Raw genomic sequence first — 22885 nt, forward strand, 5'->3', positions numbered from 1 at the left:
GGTCACGAGGTCTTCGGCGTCGCCTTCGTCGTCGGACGGCGGTGCGCGGGCAGGGCGGCGACCACGACGACGCCGACCAGCAGCAGGGCCGTGCCGGTCCAGAAGATCGGGACCGCCTTGTAGGCCGCGTTCGTGTAGGCCAGCGGCTGCCCCTGCTTCGGTGGTGCCGCCTGGCCACCGCCACCCGGCGGTGCCTGCGTCGGAGCGCACACCACGCCGCCGCTCGGGGCCGCCGCGCGCACGATCTGCTCACCCAGGGACACCTGTGCCAGCGCCGACGGCAGGTTCGGCAGACCGAGGGCATCGGTCGGCAGCAGCTGGAGGTCGAGCAGGCGCGCGGTGGCCCCGAGCATGAACCCCTTGATGGTGGGTCCGCCCTGCTGGAGGGGGCCGTCGATGACCATGTCCTTCTGGTTGAGCTGCGCGATCTGCAGGCGCAGCACACCGATGTCGAGCTTGGGCAGGCCCTCGGCGAGCACACCGACCAGCGGCAGCTTCTGACCGGCCGTGACGCCGATCGGGACGTCCAGCTTCGGGTTGGCCGCGTCGAGCGTGCCCAGTTCCTTGCCGCCCTGGCTGACCCGCAGCACGGGGGCGGTGTAGGTGATCTTCGAGGTGGCCTGGTCGCCGGTGGACAGCGCGGTGAGGGTCGGCCGGCTGACCACGTCGACGCGGATCTCGGCGGACGTGCCGGCGAGGAGGCGGACGCTCGCCGCCTGGAGCGTGGAGGTCGACTTCACGGCCTTGTTGGCGCTGCCGGGCAGGTCGACCAGCTCGACGGTGGAGTGGGCGCTGAGCGTTTCGGGGAGGCTGAGCAGCGAGCCGTTCGCGCCGGTGTCGGGCGTGCCGGAGAGCAGGCCGCCGAGTTGGCTGAGCGGTGCGGTGAGCTGCTTGACGTTGTCGATCAGGAGCTGTTGGCCGGCGCCGTCGAGCTTGGACCCGGTGAGCAGGCCGGTGAGGTCCGGCGTGCTGGGCAGGGTCGGGATCGCGTTGAGGACGCTGAGGGAGGCCACGGAGGTCTTGGCGTCGGCGAGCGGTTGCACGCACGGGCCGAGGTCGTCGTCCCAGCGGGCGTGCACGCTGCCGTTGAGCAGGCCGACCTTGAGCAGGGTGTCCAGCGGGGTGGCGGGCGGCGTGAGGCCGCCGGTGACGGGTTCGGTGTTGTCGGGTGAAGCGGTCTGCACCAGCGTGCCCGGCGTCTGCGGCGCCCGGCCCTGGACCGCGAAGCCCAGCGGCGATGCCTGTGCGACCGACCGTTCGTAGGCCAGGAACGCCTCGGTGTTGGCCTGGGCGGAGGCCAGCCCGACCCCGATCTCGGCCGCCGACTGCTTGGGCAGCTGCTCGCCGAAGCCGGGCAGGATCGTGCTGGTCGGGGTGGAGTCGGGGGCGAGCCTGACCACGGCGAGTCCGGTGCCGGCGTCGCCGATCGCGTGCGCCTTGAGGGGCAGCCCGGCGGACACCGGCGGCTGGTTCGGGTCACGCGGCCCGGGCACCGGCGTCGTCGTCGGCTGGGCGAGGGCGGGAGCGGCGCAGAGCGCGACCAGCACGGCGGCGGCGGGCACGGCCATCAGGCGCATGTGGTCGAACCTCCCGGACAGCGGCGTCATCGCGACGACGCCGCGTGAGCACCGTCACTGTTGCTCTAACGACCCACCCCCGGTTCGGTGACGCCGGGGAGTTCGGCTATAGTTGTCGCGTCTCGCCGCCTTAGCTCAGTCGGCCAGAGCGGCTCACTCGTAATGAGCAGGTCATCGGTTCGATTCCGATAGGCGGCTCAGGTGAGATGCGAATCAGGCCCGGTGCGTGTCCACGCACCGGGCCTGATTCGTCTTCACGGGTCGGTGGTCAGGCCCGTCGATACGCGTCGCGGCGGTGAGCGACGGCCAAGACGGTGATGGTTCGGTTGCCGTCGTCAGTCACGTAGAGGGCGCGGTACTCGCCGCGTCGAGTGCTCCACACGCCGTCGTACGGCGTTTCGAGCGGCTTGCCGAGCCGGTGGGGGTTCTCGGCGACCGGGCCGGTCAAGTGCTCGAAGAGCGCGACAGCGGCGGTGAGAGGCAGCTTGTCCATGCGTCGGCGCGCGGCCGGTGTGAACGTGACGTGGTAGGGAGCTGTCGCGGTCATTCGCCGGCGTCTCGCCGTCCCCGCAGATCAGCCGCGATGTCGTCGGAGGAGAAGACGCGACCGGCCCGCGCGTCGCTCAGCCCTTCGATCAGGTCACGCACGAGCTCGGTGTCCGACAGGACGTCGACGGTCTCCCGGAGGCGGTCCAACTCACCCGATGGCACCACGTCGGCCACATGGCGCCCGTGGGCGATGACCGACACCGTCTCGCCGTGCTCGGCGTGTCTCACGACTTCCGTCCAAGACGGCGACGCTTCGACGGACACGGTGACGGGCTGTTCGCTCATGGCCTCAGTGTGGCACCCGGGGTTGCGGTTCGGCTTGGTCCTTCTTCTCTGTCCGATCCCTGTCGTGCCATTGCCGACTACGGCCCGAGTCGGCGATGCTGCTCCATCGGGGTGACCTTTTCACCATTGGCGTCAGGTGTGGGCGACGGTGTCGTTGCCACCGTGGAGGTGATGGCGATGGTCACGATGGTCGTGCTGACGGTGCTGGCCCTGCCGCTGGCCGTGCTGGCGGCACGCGTCGGGCGTCGGCGCTGGGTGCGGCGGCGGGCCGTGGCGCGGGTGCGGGCCGAGTTGTTCCGGCACTGGATGCTGCGCGAGGAGCCGAGCGGCCGGTACCTCATCCGGTCCTGACGACCGGTGCGGCGATCCTGGTGATCACGTCGCCGTAGCGGCGGGTCAGCTCGGACCTCGCGGCGGCGGGTGTGCCCACGACGGTGAAGGCGGTCAGCACCTCGTCGGTGACGGCGGCGGCCATGTCGTCCCAGCGCTGCCGCCGCGACAGCCGGTGCAGCTCCTCGTGCAGGTCGCCCCAGCCGTGCAGGTCCAGGACCTTGCGGTAGGCGGGCGTGGAGCCGTAGAACGCGATCCGCCGCCTGGCCTCGGCCACGCCCACCTCGTCGCACGCCACCAGCGACGGCCCGCTGATCTCCAGCCCTTCCAGCGTCTTCCCTGCCTTCGCCCGACCACGCGCCAGCGCGGGCAGCGTCACCTCGCGCAGGTACCGCTCGGTGGTGAAGGCGTGGCACAGGAACCCATCCGCCACCTCGCCCGCGACCTCGGTCATCAGCTCGCCGACGCCCGCCAGCCACACCTTCGGCGGACCGTGCGGGTTGGGGCCCGGGTCGAAGAACGGCGTCATCAGCGTGTGCGTGTAGAACTCGCCGCGGAACCGCAGCCGTTCGCCGGTGGCCCAGGTGTGCCAGATGGCGCGCAAGGCCAGCACGAACTCGCGCATCCGCGCGGCGGGCCGTGACCACGGCATGCCGAACCGCTTGGTGACGTGCGGTTCCACCTGCGAGCCGAGGCCGAGGTGGAACCGCCCTCCGGTCAGCAGCTGCAGGTCGTTGGCCTGCACCGCGGTGCTCATCGGGTTGCGCGCGAACGCCACCGCGATCGACGTGCCCAGTTCCAGCCCGTCCACCTGCCCGGCCACTTGGCCCAGCGCGACGAACGGGTCGTGCCGGGTCTCGGCCAGCCAGAAGCCGTCGCACCCCTGCTCCCGGGCGGACCGTGCCGCGTTCAGCACGGTCCGCGGGTCGTACTCGTCCTCCAGCCGGTCCACCTTCACGGCGGGCAACCTACTCGCAGGCCACGCCGTCCTCGTCGCGGTCCAGGGCCGGTCGGTAGCCGGGTTGGCCTGCGTAGAGAGGTGCCGCGCCCGCGGCACGGGCCGCGGCGCAGTTGGCGTAGTAGGCGCTCGCCGGTGGTGCCGGCTGCACGGGTTGCGGCGCCGGCTGCACGGGTTGCGGCGGAGGCGGGTTGTAGGTCGGCTTCGGCGCGGGTGGGGGAGGCGGCGGCGGTGCGATGGTGTCGGCGCCGGCGCACGGTGCGCCCCACAGGCCGAGACCGGCGGCCTTCGCCGCGTCCTGGGCCGAGGCGAGGGCGGCGGAGGCGGCCTGCTCGGCGCGGGCCAAGCCCTTGCTCGCCAGGTGGACGGCCAGGTCGACGCCGTCGGGCAGCAGCACGGTCGCGCCGACGACGCGCAGGTCCTGGCCCGTCAGCGTGGTCTTCAGGAAGTCGACCGCCGCCGCGCCCCAGCACTCGCCGGGCTGCGCGAGCCCGGCCAACTGGACCCGACCGCCGCCGGACACGGTGATCGTGCGGCCATCGACGACTTCCGCGGCCTTCACGGGAGGTGTGGTCGTTGTGGTGGTGGTCGTCGTTGTGGTGGTGGTCGTGGTCGCCGTCGTGGTCGCCGTCGCGTTGAGCGCGCGGGGTGTGCCGTCCTCGGGCGTCTGGTTCGTGACGCCGACGATGAACAAGAACAGCAGCACGACACCGACGGTGATGAAGACGCGGCGCTTGCGGGGGAGCTTGCGCCAGGACGCTAAGGGCCCCGAGTTCGCGGGGCCTGCGGTTCTACCTGCCATGACCGAGTCATCGTCGGTGCGACGACCGGGTGTTACCCACGTCACGTGGCACACCCGGCCGGGCACGCTGGGTCACCGGTTCGGGCGCAGGGTCCACACGACGGTCATCTCAGCCGGTCGTCACGCCGTCCGCGTCGGTGATCGTCACGCCGACCGGGAACTCCGGCCGCGTGCCGGACTCCAGCTCGGCCACGACCTCCGCGGCGGGGGCGTCCCGGTAACCACGAGACCGGGGTCACGGGTAACTCGTTTGCCAAGCGAACCCGTTCGAGCGCATGCTTGTACACAGCAACTAGTTGGTTGATGCAAGCAAACGGAGTGTGCGATGACGACCCCGGTGGGTGACGAGGTGCGGGCCGAGGAGCTCGCCATGGCCGACCGGCTGGGCATGGCACTGGTGCGGATGAACAAGATGCACGCCTGCGTCGCGTCGCACATGAGCAAAGCGGGCCTGGACAAGGCGTCCTTCGTGCTGCTGGCCAACCTCAACCAGATGGGCCCGTCGCGGGCCGGTGCGCTGGCGGAGGCGGTGTTCTCCGACCCCTCCACGGTCAGCCGCCAGGTGGCGACGCTGGTCAAGGACGGCCTGGTGGAGCGCCGGGCCGACCCGGAGGACGGCCGGGCGAGCGTGCTCGCGGTGACCGAGGCGGGGCAACGCCTGCTCGCCGAACGCCGCGCCCAGCGCAACGTCGTGCTGGCCCGCCTGTTCACGGACTGGTCCACGCGGGAGTGGACGCAGTTCATCGAGTACTTCGAGCGCTTCGTGGGGGACTACGAGAAGGCGCTACCGGATTTCATCGCTGAGAGCGGACTGGGGCCGCGCTCAGAAGGGGAGAAGTGATGTCGGAAACGACAACCCGAGCCGACGCGCCGCCACCCGGCGCCGCCCTGCTCACCCACCGGCAGATCCTGACGATCCTGTCCGGCCTGCTGCTCGGGATGTTCCTGGCCGCGCTCGACCAGATGATCGTGGCGACCGCCATGAAGACCATCGCCGACGAGCTGCACGGCCAGACGCTGCAGGCGTGGGCGACCACCGCGTACCTGATCACCGCGACGGTCTCCACCCCGCTGTACGGCAAGCTGTCCGACATCTACGGCCGCAAGCCGATGTACCTGACCGCGATCTCGCTGTTCCTCGTGGGCTCGCTGCTGTGCGGCATCGCGAACTCGATGTACGAGCTGGCCGCGTTCCGCGCGGTGCAGGGCCTGGGCGCCGGTGGTCTGATGTCGCTGGCCATGGCGATCATGGCGGACGTGACGTCGCCGCGCGAGCGCAGCCGTTACGCGGGCTACTTCATGGCGGTGTTCGGCATCTCCAGCGTCGCGGGCCCCGTCGTCGGCGGCCTGTTCGCGGGCATGGAGTCGTTCCTGGGCACGGCCGGCTGGCGCTGGGTGTTCCTGATCAACGTGCCCATCGCGCTGGTGGCGCTGGCCGTGGTGGCCAAGGTGCTCAACATCCCGCACCAGCGGGTGAACCACCGGATCGACTTCGTCGGCGCCGGCCTGCTGACCGTCGGCCTGGTGCCGCTGCTGATCGTGGCCGAGCAGGGCCGCGAGTGGGGCTGGGCGTCGGGCACCGCGATCGCCATGTACGTCATCGGCGTGCTGGGCCTGGTCGGGTTCGTGTTCGTCGAGCGGCGGATGGGCGACGAGGCGCTGCTGCCGCTGCGGCTGTTCCGGCGCCAGACGTTCTCGCTGGGCAACCTGATCAACTTCATCATGGGCATCGGGATGTTCGGCGGCATGGTGTCGCTGCCGCTGTACCTGCAGATCGTCAAGGGCTACTCGGCCACCGAGTCGGGCCTGATGATGCTGCCGCTGACGTTCGGGATCATGATGGCGGCGGGCCTGAGCGGCAAGATCACCGCGACGACCGGCCGCTACAAGGTGTTCCCGGTGGTCGGGTTCGCGCTGATGACCCTCTCGCTGTTCGTGTTCAGCACGGTCGGCACGGACACGCCGATCTTCCAGCCGCTGGTGCTGATGTTCTTCCTGGGCGCCGGTCTCGGCCTGTGCATGCAGACCCTGCTGGTGGCCATCCAGAACGACGCCGAGCCGCGCGACATGGGCGTGGCGACCTCGTCGGCCACGTTCTTCCGCCAGATCGGCGGCACGGTCGGCACCGCGGTGTTCCTGTCGATCCTGTTCAGCACGGTCGGCGACAAGATCGGCAACGCGCTGCGCACGGCGGCGGCCACGCCCGACTTCCAGGCGGCGCTGGCCCGGCCCGAGAACCGCGAGGTCGCCGTCGGCCTGCAGAGCGGCACGGGCTTCGACCTGGACAACACCGAGTTCCTGACCACGCTCGACCCGGTGCTGGCCCGGCCGTTCCTGGACGGCTTCTCCGAGTCGATCGACCTGGTCTTCCTGGTCGGCAGCCTGGTGACGCTGGTCGGGTTCGCGGTGATCTGGTTCCTGCGCGAGGTGCCGCTGTCCAACCGGTCCGGCCTGGAGCGGGTGCGGGACGAGAACGCGGAGGGCGAGCAGCCCGCCCCGATCGCGATGCACTGACCCGGTCCGCCGACGAGAAAAGGCCCGCTCCCCGAACGGGGTGCGGGCCTCTTCTCGCGGATCAGCTCAGTGGTCCTCGCCGCGCGCCACGGCGTCCTTCAGCCGCTGGTACGAGCGGATGATCTCCGCCTCGGCCTCGGTGCGGCCGACCCACGTCGCGCCCTCGACGCTCTTGCCCGGCTCCAGGTCCTTGTAGACCTCGAAGAAGTGCTGGATCTCCAGCCGGTAGAACTCGTTGAGGTGGTGGATGTCGCGCAGGTGCTCCGAGCGCGGGTCCTCCGCCGGGACGCAGAGCAGCTTGTCGTCGCCGCCCTTCTCGTCGGTCATGCGGAACATGCCGATCGCGCGCGCCCGGATCAGGCAGCCGGGGAACGTCGGCTCCTGGACGAGCACGAGGGCGTCGAGCGGGTCGCCGTCCTCGCCGAGCGTGTCGTCGACGAACCCGTAGTCCGCCGGGTACTGAGTGGCCGTGAACAGGGTCCGGTCCAGCCGGATGCGCCCCGTCTTGTGGTCCATCTCGTACTTGTTGCGGACCCCCTTGGGGATCTCGATGGTGACGTCGAACTCCACTGCGCGGTCCTCGCTCGTCTTCGCCGTTCGTTACGCCACTAGTGTGGACTACGACGTCTCGTCAACCCCTTGCCGAGGGTGTGACGTTGCCCGTACTCGACCGCGGAGGACTGCGTGCCCGACGATCCATCGTGGCCGACCGTCGACGGCGACGAGGTCGACCGCGAGCCGCCGACGGTGCAGGTCAGGCGGCCTGAGCCGCCCACAATGCGAATCCCCGCGCCGGTGCGGGCCACGCCCGTGAGGGTGCCGCCGAAGCCCGTCGCGCCAGCCACCGCGGCGCCGCCGACCGAGATCAAGTCGGAACCTGAACCGGTCCCTGAACCGATCACGGAACGTGAAGATCCACCGGCGCCGGCCGGGCGGCGGAAGCGCCCGTTCGTGTTGGGTGCGGCGGCGGTGTTGGTCGTCGCGCTGGCGGGCACGGCGGTGGTCGGCACGCAGCAGGGCTGGTTCGACACCACGCCCGCGCCGACGACGGCCGCGCCGCTCCCGCCCGCGCCGGTGTCGTTGTCGGTGAAGGGCGTCGGCGCGGACGGCACCCCGCCCACGGCCGCGGGCGTGCGGTCCGTGCTGGCCGGTCCGGCGGCGAACGGGCTGCTGGCGCCGTTGACGGGCGTGGTGGTGGACCCGGCCACCGGCACGGCGCTGTGGAACCAGGGCGAGACGACGCCGCAGACGCCCGCGTCCACGATCAAGATCCTGACCGCGGCGGCGGCGCTGCTCACCCTCGACCACACGTCCCAGTTCTCGACCAAGGTCGTGCGGGGCGCGCAGCCGGGGTCGGTGGTGCTGGTCGGGGGTGGTGACCCGACGTTGTCGTCCCTGCCCGCTGGGCAGACCACGGTGTACCCCGGCGCGGCCACGATCGACGACCTGGCCGCGCAGGTGCGCGCGGCGGGCGGCCAGGTCACGCAGGTGCAGTACGACGTGTCCCGGTACGCCGGGCCGGGCACGGCGCCCGGGTGGCACCCCGACGACGTGCCGGGCGGGTACGTCGCGCCGATCGAGCCGGTGATGCTGGACGGCGGGCGTGAGGACCCGACGAAGGACGAGGTCAGGCGCACGTCGACCCCGGCGGCGGTGGCGGCCCAGGCGTTGGCGCGGCGGTTGGGCGTGACGGCGGTGGCGGCGGGGGTGGCGCCACCGGGCGCGCAGGTGCTCGGCGAGGTGAAGTCCGCGCCGGTGGACCGGCTGGTCGAGAACCTGATGCAGATCTCGGACAACGTGCTGGCCGAGACGATGGCGCGGGAGGTGGCCAAGGCCCGTGGGCTGGAGCCGTCGTTCGCGGGGGCGGCGCAGGCGGTGCGGGACGTGCTGACCGAGCACGGGTTCGACCTGTCGACGGCCACGATCGTGGACGGCAGCGGGCTGTCGCCGAACGACAAGGTGCCCGCGAAGCTGCTCGCGGACGTGCTCACGGCGGCGGCCAAGCCGGACGCGTCCGACCCGAGGACGGCCAAGCTGCGGCCGTTGCTGACGGCCCTGCCGGTGGCGGGTGGCAGCGGCACGCTGGCGGGGCGCTACGAGCAGTGGGGCGCGGGCGGTCGTGGCTGGGTGCGGGCCAAGACGGGCACGTTGACCGCGGTGAACACGCTGGCCGGAGTCGTCCTGGACACCGACGGGCGGCTGCTGGTGTTCGCGTTCATGTCGTTCAACGCCGGGGAGACCGCGAGGGTGCGCGGTGCCTTGGACGAGTTGGCGGCAGCCCTGCGCTCTTGCGGCTGCTGAGCCGTCCTGAGCGTTCAACTCGGGGTACCTGAACGTAGGACACGCGCGTTCCGAACGTACGACACGCGCGTGAGTCGTACGTTCAGGTCGCGTGAGTCGTACGTTCGGGTACCCCGAGTTCTACGTTCGGGCGGGTCGCGCAGGTAGCGTCAGGAGGGTGAACCCGGCGACGCAGGACCGCAGTGCCCCGGTCGATTGGGCCCTGGCCGTCACCACGGCGACCAGGCTCGTCCGCCCCGGCCCGATCGTGCCCAGAGCCGAGGCCGACGTCGCCGTGCACCGGCTGCGCGAGCTCGCCGTGGACGCCGAGGTGCACGTCCGCGAGCTCACCGGCCTCGGCCACGGCCTGCCGCTGCGGCAGGGTGAGGTGGTCGACCGGCCCGCGTGGGTGCGTGCCGCCGTGCAGGGCCTGTCCGCCCTCACCGACGGCGCGCTGCCCAAGCAGTCCGGCGCGTTCAGCGGCGTCCTCGCGGGCACGGCGGGCGTGCAGGCGGGCGTCGTCATCGCGTTCCTCAGCGGCCGGGTGCTCGGCCAGTACGACCCGTTCTCCGACGGCGGCCGGCTGCTGCTGGTCGCGCCGAACATCGTCGGCGCCCAACGCGCCCTCGACGTCTCCGGCGAGGACTTCAGCATGTGGGTCTGCCTGCACGAGGGCACCCACCGGCTGCAGTTCACCGCCGTGCCGTGGCTCGCCGACCACTTCGCGGGCCTGGTCGCCACGCTGCTCGGCAGCATGGAGGAGGGTTCCGCACCGCGCCTGCGCGACCTGCCGAAGCGGCTGCGCGAGTCGGGCGGCCTGGTCGAGCTGCTGCAGAGCCCCGGCCAGCGCGAGGTGCTCGACCGGCTCATCGCCTTGTCGACCCTGCTGGAGGGCCACGCGGACCACGTGATGGACGCCGTCGGCCCGGATGTCGTGCCCTCGGTCCGCACGATCCGCGAACGCTTCACCGCCCGCCGCCAGGGCGGTGGCCTGCTGGACCGCGTGCTGCGCACCCTGCTGGGCGTCGAGGCGAAGGTCCGCCAGTACGCCGAAGGCGCCGCGTTCACCCGGCACGTGGTCGACGCGGTCGGCATGGACCGCTTCAACACCGTCTGGACCGGCCCCGACACCCTGCCGACCCGGGCGGAGATCGCCGACCCGGCGGGCTGGCTGCGCCGCGTCCAACCGTGAACGGTCCGCTCGCCGAGGTGCGCACCGCCGTCAAGCGCTTCCTCCACGAACACCGGCCCGAGCGGGTCGCGGTGGCCGTCAGCGGCGGCGCCGACTCGCTCGCCCTGGCCGCCGTCACGGCCGGGCTCGCCGAGACCGGGCTGGTCGAGGCGGGGCTGGTCGAGGTGGGGGCGGTCGTCGTGGACCACGGCCTGCAACCGGGGTCGGCGCAGGTCGCCGAACGTGCCGCGGACACGTGCCGCGAACTGGGCCTGGCCGCCGACGTACGCCGGGTGGAGGTCACCGGATCGGGTGGACCTGAGGCCGCCGCCCGCAAGGCCAGGTACGCGGCGCTGAGACCCGAACGCGGCCTGGTCCTGCTCGGCCACACCCGCGACGACCAGGCCGAGACGGTCCTGCTGGGCCTGGGCCGCGGCTCCGGGCCGCGCAGCATCGCCGGCATGCGCCCGCACGACCCGCCGTGGGGCCGTCCGCTGCTGCGCGTCTCCCGGGCGACGACCAGGGCCGCCTGTGCCGAACTCGGCCTGACGCCGTGGGACGACCCGCACAACGAAGACCCCCGCTACACCAGGGTCCGCCTGCGCCGTGAGGTATTGCCGCTGCTCGAAGAGGTGCTCCAGGGCGGGGTGGCCGACGCGCTCGCCCGCACGGCCGCCCACCTGCGCGAGGACTGCGACGCGCTGGACGAGCTGGCCGAGGCGTTCGGCGGCGACCGCTGCTCCGTGGCCGAGGTCGAACGGCTGCCGACCGCCCTGCGCCGGCGGGTGCTGCGGCGGTGGCTGCTGGAGGAGGAGGTGCCCGAGTTGTCCGACTCGCACCTGCGCCGGGTGGACGCGCTGGTGAGCGAGTGGCGCGGGCAGGGTGGCGTGTGGCTGCCAGGCGGCTTTGTGGCGCGGCGTGCGCATGGCAGGCTGCGAGTGGAACCAGTGCAGTCATGACAAAAGGGGAACCGTCCGTGTACGACGGCGACATCAGTTCCGTGCTCATCAGCGAGCAGGAGATCAGCGACAAGGTCACCGAGCTGGCCAACAAGGTCGCGGCTGACTACCCGGCCGACGGCGGGAACGACCTGGTGCTGATCACCGTGCTCAAGGGCGCGGTGATGTTCATGACCGACCTGGCCAGGGCGTTGCCGGTGCCGGTCCAGTTGGAGTTCATGGCGGTGAGCTCCTACGGCTCGTCCACGTCGTCCAGCGGCGTGGTGCGCATCCTCAAGGACCTCGACCGGGACATCGCGGACCGCGACGTGATCATCGTCGAGGACATCATCGACTCGGGCCTCACGCTGTCGTGGCTGCTCAAGAACCTGGCCTCGCGCAAGCCGCGGTCGCTGGAGGTGTGCACGCTGCTGCGCAAGCCGGACGCGGTGAAGGTCGAGGTGCCGGTGAAGTACGTCGGCTTCGAGATCCCGAACGAGTTCGTGGTCGGCTACGGCCTGGACTACGCCGAGCGCTACCGCGACCTGCCCTACATCGGCACGCTCGACCCCAAGGTCTACTCGGTGTAAATGGCCGCTGCTCCGCAGACGGCGGGCTCGGCCGCCCGGAAGTCGGCCCATCGCGCCGTCTTCCCCACCGATCGAAAAGCGTGATCGGCGGGGACGGCGCGACAGGCCGACGCGGCCTCGCGGGGTGGTCGGGTCCGGTTCAGCAATTCGGCCGGCAGCGGCGTTGGGAGATGCCGTCCAGCAGGACGCCGCGGATGTCCTCGGGCTCCATCGCCTGGTAGGCCTTGCCGCCGGTGGCCTCGGCGATCTGCCGCAGCGCGTTCATGTCCGCGTCGGCGCCCAGCCCCACCATGATCATCGGCACCGGCCGCGCCGGGTCGGCCTCCTGCTTCAACGTGGCCACCAGGGCGGGCAGGTCGATGCTGGAGATGTCGTCGTTGCTGCCGTCGGTGATCAGCGTGACCGAGTTGATCTTCGACGGGTCGTAGGTCTGCTGCACGTGCCGGAACGCGGCCAGCGCGGTCTCGTGCAACGCCGTACCGCCGCCGACCAGCGCGGGCAGGTTGCCGGCGCCCTTCTGCAGCTGCACCCGTCGCGGCGCGCCCGCGATCGGCTCGCCCAGCGGGCCGACCGGCACCAGCTCGATCCAGTCGTTCGGCGGCTTCTTGTTGGTCGAGAACGCCCAGAGGCCGATCTCCGAGGTGTCGGGCAGCATGCCCAACGCGGTCAGCGCCGCCTCGCGGGCCGCCTCGACCCGGGTCTGGCCGTTGCTCATCCTCTCGGCCATCGAGCCGGACACGTCCAGCACCGCGAGCAGCCGGGTGTCCAGGCTGACCGCGCCCCACGTGCGCAGCAGCTCGGAGACCTGGTCCGGGTCCGGCGTCTTCAGCACGGCCACGTCGTCGCCGCGCACGCCGTCCTTCTCGTTCGTCCAGCCGCCGGGCGCCTTGCCGTCCGGCGTGCGGAAGCCCGCCTCGGCGAACCGCTGGGCGGTCCGGCCGGTGCGCAACGCCTTCTCGAAGTCCGCCGCGGCCTGGGCGATGCCCGTCTGCTCGCCCGCCCGGTTGACCCGCACCAGCGGGTAGTCGAACGAGACCGTGCCCTCCTTGGGGTAGGAGGCGACGACCCGGCGCGACCCCGCCACCCGGTTGGCGGACAGCACGGACTGCTCCGAGGCGGTGAACACGGGCGCGTTCTCCTCGCCCTGCACGACCTTGCCGAACGCGTCGCGCACGGACGGCAGCGCGTTGCGGCCGACCCGCAGCAGCGCGCCGATCAGCTCCGGCTTGGGCGTGCCGTCGGGGTTGCCGAGCTGCGCCCGGATGACCGCGAGCGTGGCCAGGCCCTCGGTGGACATGGTCGGGTCGCTCAACGTCACGGGCACCTTCGGGTCCACGACCTTCGCCCAGGTCACGGGCGTGATCGGCCAGCCGAGCGCGCTCAGGGACTGCTCCGAGCCCGCGATCACCAGCGGTGAGCTCGCGAGCGGGTCGAGGATGTCCAGCCGGGGCGCCTCGGCGCCTTCCTCACCGGCCTGCCGCTGGGTCTCGGCGGCCCACATGGACGAGTCCGGCACCCAGAGCGCGGGCGGGTTGATCTGGGCGGTCGGCAGCTCGTTGGCCACGTCGGCCGCGCCACGGGCCTCGACCTGCACCTGCACGCACTTCTCGTCCGCCATCGGCTGGGTGGCCTGGTAGTCGTCGGCCGCGCCGCGAACGACCTCCTCGATCGCCGGGGTCACCGCGATCTTGAGCGGCAGGGTGCCCCGGCACTCGGGGCCGCTGGTGGCTCGCAGTGCCACCACGGTCACGCCCGCCGCGGCGATGACGCCGATCAGGGCGCCGACGGGCAGGAGGACGCGGCGGAAGCGACCAGGGCCGTCCGGGTTGCGAGCTGACATGCTTCGTACCTTCGGTCGGTGTTCACCCTTTCGGGTGGGCGAGGACACTCGGTGGTTGCCGAGAATGACACGGCGCATCGACCTGACAAACTCTCGTGTTCTACATCACTCGAGTGGTGCTCATCTTGTCGCTACCTGCTAGTAACGGATAACCCCTCGTAATGGATACGCGGGTGGTTCCCCGCCGGTTCATGATCGAATCATCCGACCGGCTGAACCTCCTTGACCTGCGACGCGTGTTCGCGGTCACCACGGGAACCCGGAGCCGTCCCCGCCCGTTGGTCCGGCAAGACGCGACAGGGCCCGCACGCGGAGCGCTCCGCCCGAGCCATGGGCGGTAGTCTGGTCGGACGGGTGTGCCCGTCTGCGCCCGTCGACAAGTCAGGGAGGGTCGAGGCCGCCCGCCGGCCGTAAGTGCATGGACCGCAAGCGCCTGCTTCGCAACCCGCTGCTGTGGATCTTGGCGGTGTTGCTGCTCTTTTACGCCTTCAACGTGCTCTTCGACGACAACCGGGGCTACACCCCGATCAAGACGTCCCAGGCACTGCAACAGATCCGGGACGGCCAGGTCAAGGAAGCCACGATCGAGGACAAGGAGCAGCTCCTCAAGCTCACCCTCAACGACGGGGTGACCGTCGAGGGCAGCAACCGCGTGCGCGCCCAGTTCCCGGCGAGCTCCACGGACGAGGTCTTCACCATCCTCGACCAGGCGAACAACAAGCCGGTCGTGGAGACCAAGGTCACGCAGGACTCGTTCCTGATGCAGATGCTGCTGTACCTGGTCCCGCTGGGCCTGCTGCTGCTCCTGCTGATGTGGATGATGAACAACGCGCAGGGCGGCGGCAACCGCGTCCTGAACTTCGGCAAGTCCAAGGCCAAGCAGCTGTCCAAGGACATGCCCAAGACGACGTTCGCCGACGTCGCGGGTGCCGAAGAGGCCGTCGAAGAGCTCTACGAGATCAAGGACTTCCTGCAGAACCCGGGCCGCTACCAGGCCCTGGGCGCGAAGATCCCCAAGGGCGTGCTGCTGTACGGCCCTCCCGGCACCGGCAAGACGCTGCTCGCGCGCGCCGTGGCGGGCGAGGCGGGCGTGCCGTTCTACTCGATCTCCGGCTCGGACTTCGTGGAGATGTTCGTCGGTGTCGGCGCCTCGCGCGTGCGCGACCTGTTCGAGCAGGCCAAGCAGAACGCGCCGTGCATCATCTTCGTGGACGAGATCGACGCGGTCGGCCGCCACCGCGGCGCCGGCATGGGCGGCGGTCACGACGAGCGCGAGCAGACGCTCAACCAGCTGCTGGTCGAGATGGACGGCTTCGACTCGCGCGGCGGGATCATCCTGATCGCGGCGACCAACCGGCCCGACATCCTGGACCCGGCGCTGCTGCGCCCCGGCCGCTTCGACCGGCAGATCCCGGTGTCCGCACCGGACCTGAAGGGCCGCAAGCAGATCCTGCGCGTGCACGCCAAGGGCAAGCCGTTGGCCCCCGAAACCGACCTCGACGGCCTGGCCAAGCGCACCGTGGGCTTCTCCGGCGCCGACCTGGCCAACGTGGTCAACGAGGCCGCGCTGCTCACCGCGCGCCAGAACGGCACGGTCATCACCGGCGCCGCGCTGGAGGAATCCGTCGACCGGGTGATCGGCGGTCCGGCCCGCAAGAGCCGGATCATCTCCGAGAAGGAGAAGAAGATCACCGCCTACCACGAGGCCGGGCACGCCCTGGCCGCGTGGGCGATGCCGGACATCGACCCGGTCTACAAGGTCACGATCCTGGCCCGCGGCCGGACGGGTGGTCACACCCTGTCCGTGCCCGAGGAGGACAAGGACCTGATGACCAGGTCGGAGATGATCGCCCGGCTGGTGTTCGCGCTGGGTGGCCGCTCCGCCGAGGAACTCGTCTTCCACGAGCCGACCACGGGCGCGTCCAACGACATCGAGCAGGCGACCAAGATCGCCCGCGCGATGGTCACCGAGTACGGCATGTCCGCCCGGCTCGGCGCGGTCAAGTACGGCCAGGAGCAGGGCGAGCCGTTCCTCGGCCGCAACATGGGCCGCCAGGCCGACTACTCGCTGGAAGTCGCGCACGAGATCGACGAGGAAGTCCGCGAGCTGATCGAGGCCGCGCACACCGAGGCGTACGAGGTGCTCAACACCTACCGCGACGTGCTCGACGCGCTGACGCTGGAGCTGATCGAGAAGGAGACCCTGCACCAGAAGGACCTGGAGCGGATCTTCGCCGCGGTCGAGAAGCGCCCGCGGATCACCAAGTTCAACGAGTTCGGCAACCGCACCCCGTCGGACAAGCCGCCGGTCAAGACCCCGGCGGAACTGGCCAAGGAGCGCGGCGAGCCGTGGCCGCCCGCGATCGAGGACACGCTGGACTCCGACGCGCCGGTCCAGGACGGGGTGCCGACGCCGCACAGCGGCAACGGTGCGCAGCCCCAGCAGTCGCCGGCGCAGCCGTACCCCCAGGCCCAGCCGTACCCCCAGGCCCAGCCGTACCCGCAGGCCTACCCGCAGCAGCAGCCGCAGCCCTACCAGCCGCAGCCGCAGCACCCGTCGTCCGGTCCGCCGAACTACGGCGCCCCGCCCGGGTGGACGCCCGCGACGGTGCCCGGCGGCGCCCCGCAGCCACCCCAGTGGCAGCCGGAGCCGACGGACGCGGAAGCGGGGAAGCGGTCCTTCGACACGGACCCGGACAACCGCACGTGACCGAGCACGACATCGCGCTCGACCAGACCGGCCTCTCCGTGAACGGGGGGGCCGGTCTCGCGCGCCGACCCTTCGACCAGAGGCGGGCCGAGGCGGCGGTGCGTGAGCTGCTGCTCGCGTGCGGTGAGGACCCGGAGCGCGAAGGGCTGCGCGACACGCCCGCCCGGGTGGCGCGGGCGTACCGGGAGCTGTTCGCCGGGCTGCACACCGACCCGGACAGCGTGCTGGCCCGCACGTTCGACGAGAGCCACGAGGAGTTGGTGCTGGTCACCGACATCCCGATGTTCTCGTTCTGCGAGCACCACCTGCTGCCGTTCCACGGCGTCGCGCACGTCGGCTACATCCCGAACGAGCACGGCCGGGTGACCGGGCTGTCGAAGCTGGCCCGGCTGGTCGACCTGTACGCCAAGCGGCCCCAGGTGCAGGAGCGGCTGACGTCGCAGGTCGCGGACGCGCTGATGCGGCGGCTCGAACCGCGCGGCGTGATCGTGGTGGTCGAGGCCGAGCACCTGTGCATGGCCATGCGCGGCGTGCGCAAGCCCGGTTCGCGCACCACGACGTCGGCGGTGCGCGGGCTGCTGCGCGACTCGGCGTCGTCGCGGTCGGAGGCGATCGAGCTGATCAAGGGACGTTTGCGGTGAGCGTGCCCAGGCCGGGGCACTGCGTGGTGATGGGCGTGCTCAACGTCACACCGGACTCGTTCTCCGACGGCGGCCGGTACCTCGACCTCGACGACGCGGTGGCGCACGGCGTGGCGATGTTCCGGCGCGGCGCGGACCTGGTGGACGTCGGCGGCGAGTCGACGCGGCCCGGCGCGGACCGGGTGTCGCCGGACGTGGAGGCCGCGCGGGTCGCGCCGGTGATCCGGGCGCTGGTCGCCGAAGGCGTGCCGGTCAGCGTGGACACCACGCGGGCCGAGGTGGCGCGGGCGGCGCTGGACGCGGGCGCGTCGATCGTCAACGACGTGTCCGGCGGCCTGGCCGATCCGGGGATGGCGCCGCTGGTGGCGTCGGCGGGCGTGCCGTACGTGCTGATGCACTGGCGCGGGCACAGCAGGCGGATGGACGAGCTGGCCGTCTACGACGACGTGGTGCGCGACGTGCGCGACGAGCTGTGCCGCCAGGTGGACGCCGCCATGGCCGCCGGGGTGGCGTCGGACGACATCATCCTCGACCCGGGCCTGGGGTTCGCGAAGAACGCCACCCACAACTGGCAGCTGCTGCACGGGCTCGGCTCGTTGCTGGAGCTGGGGTTCCCGGTGCTGGTCGGCGCGTCGCGCAAGCGGTTCCTCGGCACCCTGCTCGGCGACCGGCCCCCGGACGGCCGGGAGGACGCGACCGCGGCGGTGTCGGCGCTGGCGGCGTTCGTCGGCGCGTGGGGCGTGCGGGTGCACGACGTCGACCGGTCGTTGGACGCGGTCGCGGTGGCGCGGGCGTGGAGGCGTGGCGGTGCCCACTGACGTGAGCGTCCCGGCGGAGGTGGCGGTGACTGACCGGATCTCGTTGAAGGGCCTGCGGGTGCGCGGGTTCCACGGCGTGTTCGAGCACGAGAAGCGCGACGGCCAGGACTTCCTGGTCGACATCACCGCGTGGCTGGACCTGTCGCGCGCGGCGGCCACGGACGACCTGCGGGACACGCTGCACTACGGCGAGCTGGCCGAGCGCGCCGCGGCGATCGTGGCCGGTGGGCCGTACGACCTGATCGAGACGGTGGCGGGCAAGGTCGCCGACGAGGTGATGACCGACCTGCGGGTGCGGGCGACCGAGGTGACGGTGCACAAGCCGTCGGCCCCGATCCCGCTGGCGTTCGAGGACGTCGCGGTGACGATCCGGCGCACCCGTGACTAGGGCGGTGCTGTCGCTGGGCTCGAACCTGGGTGACCGGCTGGGCTACCTGCGGCTCGCGGTGACCGGGTTCGCCGACGTGCTGGTGGCCGCGTCACCGGTGTACGAGACGGCGCCGTGGGGCGTGACCGACCAGGACGACTTCCTCAACGCGGTGCTCGTCGTCTCCGGTGACGTGGACGAGTGGGGCTGGCTGCGGCGCGGGCAGGCGTTGGAGCGGGCGGCGGGGCGGGTCCGGGAACGGCGCTGGGGGCCGCGCACGCTGGACGTGGACGTCGTCACGGTGGACGGTGTGCGGTCGACCGACCCGGAACTGCTGCTGCCGCACCCCGGCGCGCACGACCGCGCGTCCGTGCTGGTGCCGTGGCTGGACGTGGAGCCGGACGCGGTCGTGCCCGGCCACGGTCCGGTGCGCGACCTGCTCGCCGGGCTGGACGTCAGCGGGGTCACCCGACGGGATGATCTCCGGCTGACGTGACGAACCCTGCGGTGGTCGTGGCGCGGGGTTAGCGTGGCCGCGGAGGTGGCGCGATGAGCAACGCGGTCACTTACGACGCCGCACGGCGGCGGATCATCAGCCTGGCCACCGGCGGCGACCCCGACGCGCCGGTCGAAGCCTGCCCCGGGTGGACGGTCCGGGACGTGGTCGCGCACCTGGCGGGCGGGCTCGGCGACTGCACCGAGCAGCGGTTCGACGGCGTCGAGGACGGCTCGTGGGGCGAGCGGCACGTGAGCGACCGGCGCGGCCGGAGCCTGGGCGACCTGCTGGTCGAGTGGGAGCGGAACTTCCAGGTCGCCGAAGGGCTGTTCGACTCGCCGCTGGGCGCGGTGCTCATCGCCGAGATCGTCTCGCACGAGCACGACATCCGCACCGCGCTCGGCCGGCCGGGCGAGCGGGACAACGTGGCGGTGCGGGCGGCGCTGACGCGGCCGTTGCAGGAGCTGGACAAGCGGCTGCGGGCGGGGCACCTGCCCGCGTTGCGGATCACGCTGGAGCACGGCGACCGGGTCCTCGGCGAAGGCGACCCGGCGGGCACGCTGCGGACGTCGTCGTTCGAGCTGCTGCGCGTGCTGGGCGGGCGGCGCAACGAAGACCAGGTGCGCGGGCTGGACTGGGACACCGACCCCGGACCGTGGCTGCCCGTGCTGTCGCTGTTCGGCAGGCGCGAGACCGCGCTGGCCGAGTAGTCGGGGACGATGGTGGCGTGAGGTTCACCAAGCCACGTGACCTGCTCGCCGCCGGACTCGTCGCGGGACTGCTCGCGCACCTGCTGATCAGGCTCGCCTACGACACGCTGCCGCCGCTGCCCGCGTTCGCCGGTTTCACCCTGCTGGTGATCGCGGCGGTCAACCTGTACCTGGCGTCCTCGCTGCGTGCCCGCATCCTGCGCAAGCCCGGCGCGCGGCCCGTCGAGCCGCTGACCGCGGCCCGGGCGGTGGCGTTCGCCAAGGCGTCGTCGCTGCTCGGCGCGATCATGGCGGGCGCGTGGGCGGGCGTGCTCGTGTACGTGCTGCCGGCTCGTGGCGAGTTCGAGGCGGCCGACAACGACACGGTCAGCGGGTTCGTCGGGATCGCCTGCGCGGCCGTGCTCATCGGTGCCGCGTTGTGGCTGGAACGGTGCTGCAAGACACCCGACGACCCGCATCTCGATCAATAGATACCGACGCGGAGGTCTCGATCGGGTAACTGACCGGTACGGTAGACGCCATGACCGGGCGAGGCGCGTCGGAAGATGACGAGCAGCAACATCACGGTCGTGGCTTCGGGCGACTACTGCTGGTAGCGGCATTGGCGCTCGCACTGGGTGCCGCGGCGGTGCTGGTGCTGAGCGACAACGCCCGCTGGCTGCGGCTGGCGGTGGTAGCGGCGCTGTGGGCCGCGCTCGTCGGCGCGTTCCTCGCGGCCCGCTACCGCAAGCAGATCGCCGAGCGCGAGGACGAGGTGGCCGACCTGCAGTCGGTCTACGAACTCGAGCTGGAACGCGAGATCGCCGCACGTCGCGAGTACGAGCTGGAGGTCGAGGCCGAGACCCGCAAGCGGGTGCGGGAGGAGGCCAGGGACGACCTGGAGGCGCTGCGCGGCGAGCTGCGCGCCCTGCGGGAGAACCTGGAGGCCCTGCTCGGCGGCGAGGTGCTGGTCGAGCGGGTGGCGCTGCGCGCCGAGTCGACCCGGATGCGCGCCCTGTCCGACCAGTCGCGGCTGATGGCGGTGGGCGACAAGCGGATCATCAACGCCGGGCCCGCCGTGCCGGTGGCGCCGAAGGCCGCGGACAAGCCGCAGGCCGATCGGACCGAGCTGATCGAGCGGGTCAACGTCGACACCTCGCGCAAGGACCAGGTTCGGCGTCCCGAACCGACGCGCCCCGAGCCCGCGCGGCGCGAACAGGCCCAGCCGGTGCGCCGGGAGCCCGCCCGTGCGACGGCGCAGCCCCGCCCGACGCCGCCGGTGGTGCGGCGGGAGCCCGCGAAGCCCGAGCCGACGGAACGGGTGAACCGGGACCTGGCGGCGCGGTTGTCGCCGCCGGCGGCACCGGCGCGGCCGGCCGAGCCGTCGAAGACCGAGCACACCGTGCAGCGGCGCAGCCGGGTGGCCGAGCGGACCGAGATGATCAGCCGGGACGCGGTGGCGGAAGGTCCCGCGCGGCGGCCCGAGGGTGCGGGCGGCGCGGTGCGGCGGACGGGCGAGCAGCGGGCCGTGCCGCGGTCCGAGTCGACCGGCGAGCAGCGCTCCGTGCCCGCGGACGTCCGCCGACCGTCGACCGCCCGGGCCGAGCTGACCGGTGAGCACCGCCCGGTGGGTCCGGCGGGCGACCCCGGGCGGCGGACCGGTGCGCGGGCCGAGCTGACGGGCGAGCACCGGCCCGTGGGTCGTCCCGATCCGGTCGAGGCACGTCGTCCGGTGACGCGGGCGGAGTTGACCGGTGAGCACCGCCCGGTGGAGGCGCGTCGGCCCGCGGCCCGTGCCGACCTGACCGGTGAACACCGGCCGGTGGGTCGACCTGATCCGGTCGAGGCACGTCGTCCGGTGACGCGGACCGAGCTGACCGGTGAGCACGTGCCGGTGGCGGAACCCGCGCGTCGGGTCGCGGCCGAGGACGAGGCGCGCCGGTCGCGCCGTGCCGCCGAGCTGACCGGCGGGCACCGCCCCGTGGACGAGCCGGAGGCGGTCGGCGGTCGTTCGGCGGATTCCGCGTCGGCGGCCGTGACCCCGGAGGGTCGTCGTCGGGCGGCCGAGACGGTTGGCCGTCGTCGGGCCGAAGAGCACTGGGACTCGTGGGAGGACACCCCGAAGCCGTCCGGCAGGCGCAGCGCGCCCGAGCCGGAGCCTGCCGGTGCCCACGCGGACGGCAAGTCGGTCAGCGAGCTGCTCGCCGCGTTCGGGGGCGGCGACTCACCGCGCCGCCGCCGTCGCCGCGAGGATTAGTGCTGCCTACTTGTCGATGTCGCCGACGACCACGGCGAACGACCCGAGCACCGCGGGCAGGTCGGCCACCTTCGTGCCGGGCAGCAACGCGGACAGGGCCTGGACGTTGTTGAACGACGGTGTGCGCAGCTTCAGCCGCCACGGCGTCTTCTCGCCGCGTGACGCGAGGTGCACGCCGGACGTGCCCAGCGGCGCCTCCACCCACGTGTAGACCGAGCCCTCGGGCGCCTTGATCGCCTTGGGCAGCCGCAGGTTCACCGGGCCGGTCGGCAGGTCGTCCAGGCATCGGTGGGCGAGCGCGACGGACTGGTGGACCTCGTCCACCAGGCAGCGGACGCGGGCCAGCGCGTCGCCTTCCGCGCGCACGACGGGCCGCACGTCCAGGTTCCGGTAGCCGGGCAGCGGGTCGTCGCGGCGCAGGTCGAAGTCCACACCGGACGCCCGGCCGATCGGTCCGGTGACGCCGAACGCGAGCGCGGCGTCACGGCCGAGGACCCCGAGGCCCGCCAACCCCTCCGGCGCTCCACCGGGGTCCACAGTGGACAACACTTCGCGCACCCGGTCGGTCCAGCCCGCGGGGACGTCCTCGCGCAGGCCGCCGATCCGGTTGAACATGAAGTGGATCCGGCCGCCGGACGCCTCTTCCAGCACGGCCTGCACGGCATCGCGGTTGCGGGCGCCGGTGAGCGGCGCCAGGAACACCAGGTGCGCCATGATCCGGTTCAGCTCGCACAGCAGGACGCGCAGCACCTGGGCGCGGGGCGGGACGTCCATGCCGGTCATGCGTTCCACGGCCAGCGCGACGGCCAGCTCGTTGCAGAAGGCGGCCAGCCAGTCGTGCCGGTTGGCCAGGGTGAGGACCTGCCGGTAGTCGCGGACCTCGAACAGCTTCTCCGCGCCCCGGTGCAGGTGCCCGACCAGGGGTGCGGCGGCGGTGATGACCTCGTCGTCGCGGACGGTCAGCCGGAGCCGGTACGCGCCGTGCGCCGACGGGTGCAGGGGACCGAGGTCGACCACCCGGTCCACGCCCAGGTGGCGGGCACCGGCGCCCACGCCAACGGTGATCTCCACCC

At 72.2% G+C, this 22885-nt stretch carries 23 protein-coding genes and 1 tRNA gene; 16 read left to right on the top strand and 8 right to left on the bottom strand.

The window, feature by feature from the left end; genetic code table 11:
- Nucleotides 1–2: 2 nt before the first annotated feature.
- On the bottom strand, nucleotides 3–1607 hold the full coding sequence (locus tag A6A25_RS06575; protein ID WP_241828528.1) for a hypothetical protein: 1605 nt from the start codon (nucleotides 1605–1607) through the stop codon (nucleotides 3–5).
- 94 nt (nucleotides 1608–1701) lie between these two features.
- Here A6A25_RS06575 and A6A25_RS06580 point away from each other — a divergent pair.
- Nucleotides 1702–1775 (top strand) — tRNA-Thr (locus tag A6A25_RS06580).
- A 70-nt stretch (nucleotides 1776–1845) separates the two neighbouring features.
- Here A6A25_RS06580 and A6A25_RS06585 read toward each other — a convergent pair.
- Together A6A25_RS06585 and A6A25_RS06590 are read right to left on the bottom strand one after the other, a co-directional pair.
- On the bottom strand, nucleotides 1846–2124 hold the full coding sequence (locus A6A25_RS06585; protein WP_073886881.1) for a type II toxin-antitoxin system RelE family toxin: 279 nt from the start codon (nucleotides 2122–2124) through the stop codon (nucleotides 1846–1848).
- Nucleotides 2121–2411: a hypothetical protein gene (locus A6A25_RS06590; protein ID WP_073886882.1), complete on the bottom strand. Its 291-nt coding sequence runs from the start codon at nucleotides 2409–2411 to the stop codon at nucleotides 2121–2123. Before A6A25_RS06590 ends, A6A25_RS06585 begins: the two co-directional genes overlap by 4 nt.
- Nucleotides 2412–2588: 177 nt before the next feature.
- Between A6A25_RS06590 and A6A25_RS43850 the strand changes: the two genes are divergently transcribed.
- A complete protein-coding gene (locus A6A25_RS43850) occupies nucleotides 2589–2762 on the top strand; it encodes a hypothetical protein (RefSeq protein WP_158073687.1) in 174 nt (57 codons plus the stop codon).
- On the opposite strand, the gene A6A25_RS06600 is transcribed toward A6A25_RS43850, so the two are convergent.
- Both A6A25_RS06600 and A6A25_RS06605 read right to left on the bottom strand, forming a co-directional pair.
- Nucleotides 2749–3699 carry a TIGR03617 family F420-dependent LLM class oxidoreductase gene (locus A6A25_RS06600; RefSeq protein WP_143192992.1) on the bottom strand — a complete coding sequence of 317 codons (951 nt, stop codon included), beginning with the start codon at nucleotides 3697–3699 and terminating at the stop codon, nucleotides 2749–2751. The two genes, A6A25_RS43850 and A6A25_RS06600, sit on opposite strands and share 14 nt — an antisense overlap.
- 10 nt (nucleotides 3700–3709) lie before the next feature.
- Entirely contained in the window at nucleotides 3710–4405 is a 696-nt protein-coding gene (locus tag A6A25_RS06605; protein WP_241828529.1) for an excalibur calcium-binding domain-containing protein, read from the bottom strand.
- A 421-nt stretch (nucleotides 4406–4826) separates the two neighbouring features.
- Between A6A25_RS06605 and A6A25_RS06615 the strand changes: the two genes are divergently transcribed.
- Complete coding sequence (locus A6A25_RS06615) at nucleotides 4827–5342, top strand: MarR family winged helix-turn-helix transcriptional regulator (protein ID WP_073886885.1); 516 nt, start codon at nucleotides 4827–4829, stop codon at nucleotides 5340–5342.
- A complete protein-coding gene (locus A6A25_RS06620) occupies nucleotides 5342–7015 on the top strand; it encodes an MDR family MFS transporter (protein ID WP_073886886.1) in 1674 nt (557 codons plus the stop codon). The genes A6A25_RS06615 and A6A25_RS06620 overlap by 1 nt, the downstream gene beginning before the upstream one ends.
- A 66-nt stretch (nucleotides 7016–7081) precedes the next feature.
- Here A6A25_RS06620 and A6A25_RS06625 read toward each other — a convergent pair whose 3' ends face one another.
- Nucleotides 7082–7585 carry an inorganic diphosphatase gene (locus A6A25_RS06625; protein ID WP_073886887.1) on the bottom strand — a complete coding sequence of 168 codons (504 nt, stop codon included), beginning with the start codon at nucleotides 7583–7585 and terminating at the stop codon, nucleotides 7082–7084.
- A gap of 399 nt (nucleotides 7586–7984) precedes the next feature.
- On the opposite strand from A6A25_RS06625, the gene dacB reads away from it, so the two are divergent.
- The 4 genes from dacB to hpt all read left to right on the top strand — a co-directional run bounded on the left by dacB (nucleotide 7985) and on the right by hpt (nucleotide 11994).
- The gene (gene dacB, locus A6A25_RS06630; RefSeq protein ID WP_241828530.1) at nucleotides 7985–9316 is read left to right on the top strand and encodes a D-alanyl-D-alanine carboxypeptidase/D-alanyl-D-alanine endopeptidase; all 1332 of its coding nucleotides are present in this window, start codon (nucleotides 7985–7987) and stop codon (nucleotides 9314–9316) included.
- Nucleotides 9317–9473: 157 nt separating this feature from the next.
- Entirely contained in the window at nucleotides 9474–10487 is a 1014-nt protein-coding gene (locus A6A25_RS06635; protein WP_073886889.1) for a zinc-dependent metalloprotease, read from the top strand.
- Nucleotides 10484–11425: a tRNA lysidine(34) synthetase TilS gene (gene tilS / locus A6A25_RS06640; protein WP_073886890.1), complete on the top strand. Its 942-nt coding sequence runs from the start codon at nucleotides 10484–10486 to the stop codon at nucleotides 11423–11425. Before A6A25_RS06635 ends, tilS begins: the two co-directional genes overlap by 4 nt.
- A gap of 17 nt (nucleotides 11426–11442) precedes the next feature.
- Nucleotides 11443–11994 carry a hypoxanthine phosphoribosyltransferase gene (gene hpt / locus A6A25_RS06645; protein ID WP_073886891.1) on the top strand — a complete coding sequence of 184 codons (552 nt, stop codon included), beginning with the start codon at nucleotides 11443–11445 and terminating at the stop codon, nucleotides 11992–11994.
- 139 nt (nucleotides 11995–12133) lie between these two features.
- Here the strand turns inward: hpt and A6A25_RS06650 are convergent, their stop codons facing one another.
- Nucleotides 12134–13834 (bottom strand): substrate-binding and VWA domain-containing protein, encoded by a 1701-nt coding sequence (locus tag A6A25_RS06650; RefSeq protein ID WP_073886892.1) that lies wholly within the window; start codon nucleotides 13832–13834, stop codon nucleotides 12134–12136.
- 418 nt (nucleotides 13835–14252) lie between these two features.
- Between A6A25_RS06650 and ftsH the strand changes: the two genes are divergently transcribed.
- From ftsH to A6A25_RS06690, 8 genes are read left to right on the top strand one after another with little or no spacing between them, the layout of a single operon-like run.
- Nucleotides 14253–16544, top strand: a complete 2292-nt coding sequence (ftsH, locus tag A6A25_RS06655; protein WP_073886893.1) for an ATP-dependent zinc metalloprotease FtsH — start codon at nucleotides 14253–14255, stop codon at nucleotides 16542–16544.
- An 11-nt stretch (nucleotides 16545–16555) separates the two neighbouring features.
- A complete protein-coding gene (folE, locus tag A6A25_RS06660; RefSeq protein WP_073887038.1) occupies nucleotides 16556–17185 on the top strand; it encodes a GTP cyclohydrolase I FolE in 630 nt (209 codons plus the stop codon).
- Nucleotides 17186–17214: 29 nt separating this feature from the next.
- Nucleotides 17215–18003: a dihydropteroate synthase gene (folP, locus tag A6A25_RS06665; protein ID WP_073887040.1), complete on the top strand. Its 789-nt coding sequence runs from the start codon at nucleotides 17215–17217 to the stop codon at nucleotides 18001–18003.
- Nucleotides 18004–18028: 25 nt separating this feature from the next.
- The gene (folB, locus tag A6A25_RS06670) at nucleotides 18029–18391 is read left to right on the top strand and encodes a dihydroneopterin aldolase (protein WP_073887042.1); all 363 of its coding nucleotides are present in this window, start codon (nucleotides 18029–18031) and stop codon (nucleotides 18389–18391) included.
- Complete coding sequence (gene folK / locus A6A25_RS06675) at nucleotides 18384–18866, top strand: 2-amino-4-hydroxy-6-hydroxymethyldihydropteridine diphosphokinase (protein ID WP_073886894.1); 483 nt, start codon at nucleotides 18384–18386, stop codon at nucleotides 18864–18866. Before folB ends, folK begins: the two co-directional genes overlap by 8 nt.
- Nucleotides 18867–18919: 53 nt before the next feature.
- The gene (locus A6A25_RS06680; RefSeq protein WP_073886895.1) at nucleotides 18920–19576 is read left to right on the top strand and encodes a maleylpyruvate isomerase family mycothiol-dependent enzyme; all 657 of its coding nucleotides are present in this window, start codon (nucleotides 18920–18922) and stop codon (nucleotides 19574–19576) included.
- 17 nt (nucleotides 19577–19593) lie between these two features.
- Nucleotides 19594–20046: a DUF3180 domain-containing protein gene (locus A6A25_RS06685; protein ID WP_073886896.1), complete on the top strand. Its 453-nt coding sequence runs from the start codon at nucleotides 19594–19596 to the stop codon at nucleotides 20044–20046.
- 50 nt (nucleotides 20047–20096) lie between these two features.
- Nucleotides 20097–21812, top strand: coding sequence for a DUF6779 domain-containing protein (locus A6A25_RS06690; protein WP_143192994.1), 1716 nt, complete (start codon nucleotides 20097–20099; stop codon nucleotides 21810–21812).
- A 6-nt stretch (nucleotides 21813–21818) separates the two neighbouring features.
- On the opposite strand, the gene A6A25_RS06695 is transcribed toward A6A25_RS06690, so the two are convergent.
- Nucleotides 21819–22883 (bottom strand): NADH-quinone oxidoreductase subunit D, encoded by a 1065-nt coding sequence (locus tag A6A25_RS06695; protein ID WP_073886898.1) that lies wholly within the window; start codon nucleotides 22881–22883, stop codon nucleotides 21819–21821.
- Between the last annotated feature and the right edge of the window lie 2 nt (nucleotides 22884–22885).

This window comes from Saccharothrix sp. CB00851 (assembly GCF_001905065.1).
GTDB lineage: Bacteria > Actinomycetota > Actinomycetes > Mycobacteriales > Pseudonocardiaceae > Actinosynnema.

What these genes read in the sequence shown, in the direction of transcription:
- A6A25_RS06575 (WP_241828528.1), bottom strand. Translation starts at nt 1,607, where the DNA reads ATGACGCCGCTGTCCGGGAGGTTCGACCACATGCGCCTGATGGCCGTG.
- A6A25_RS06585 (WP_073886881.1), bottom strand. Translation starts at nt 2,124, where the DNA reads ATGACCGCGACAGCTCCCTACCACGTCACGTTCACACCGGCCGCGCGC.
- A6A25_RS06590 (WP_073886882.1), bottom strand. Translation starts at nt 2,411, where the DNA reads ATGAGCGAACAGCCCGTCACCGTGTCCGTCGAAGCGTCGCCGTCTTGG.
- A6A25_RS43850 (WP_158073687.1), top strand. Translation starts at nt 2,589, where the DNA reads ATGGTCACGATGGTCGTGCTGACGGTGCTGGCCCTGCCGCTGGCCGTG.
- A6A25_RS06615 (WP_073886885.1), top strand. Translation starts at nt 4,827, where the DNA reads ATGACGACCCCGGTGGGTGACGAGGTGCGGGCCGAGGAGCTCGCCATG.
- A6A25_RS06620 (WP_073886886.1), top strand. Translation starts at nt 5,342, where the DNA reads ATGTCGGAAACGACAACCCGAGCCGACGCGCCGCCACCCGGCGCCGCC.
- A6A25_RS06650 (WP_073886892.1), bottom strand. Translation starts at nt 13,834, where the DNA reads ATGTCAGCTCGCAACCCGGACGGCCCTGGTCGCTTCCGCCGCGTCCTC.
- ftsH (WP_073886893.1), top strand. Translation starts at nt 14,253, where the DNA reads ATGGACCGCAAGCGCCTGCTTCGCAACCCGCTGCTGTGGATCTTGGCG.
- folP (WP_073887040.1), top strand. Translation starts at nt 17,215, where the DNA reads ATGGGCGTGCTCAACGTCACACCGGACTCGTTCTCCGACGGCGGCCGG.
- A6A25_RS06680 (WP_073886895.1), top strand. Translation starts at nt 18,920, where the DNA reads ATGAGCAACGCGGTCACTTACGACGCCGCACGGCGGCGGATCATCAGC.
- A6A25_RS06690 (WP_143192994.1), top strand. Translation starts at nt 20,097, where the DNA reads ATGACCGGGCGAGGCGCGTCGGAAGATGACGAGCAGCAACATCACGGT.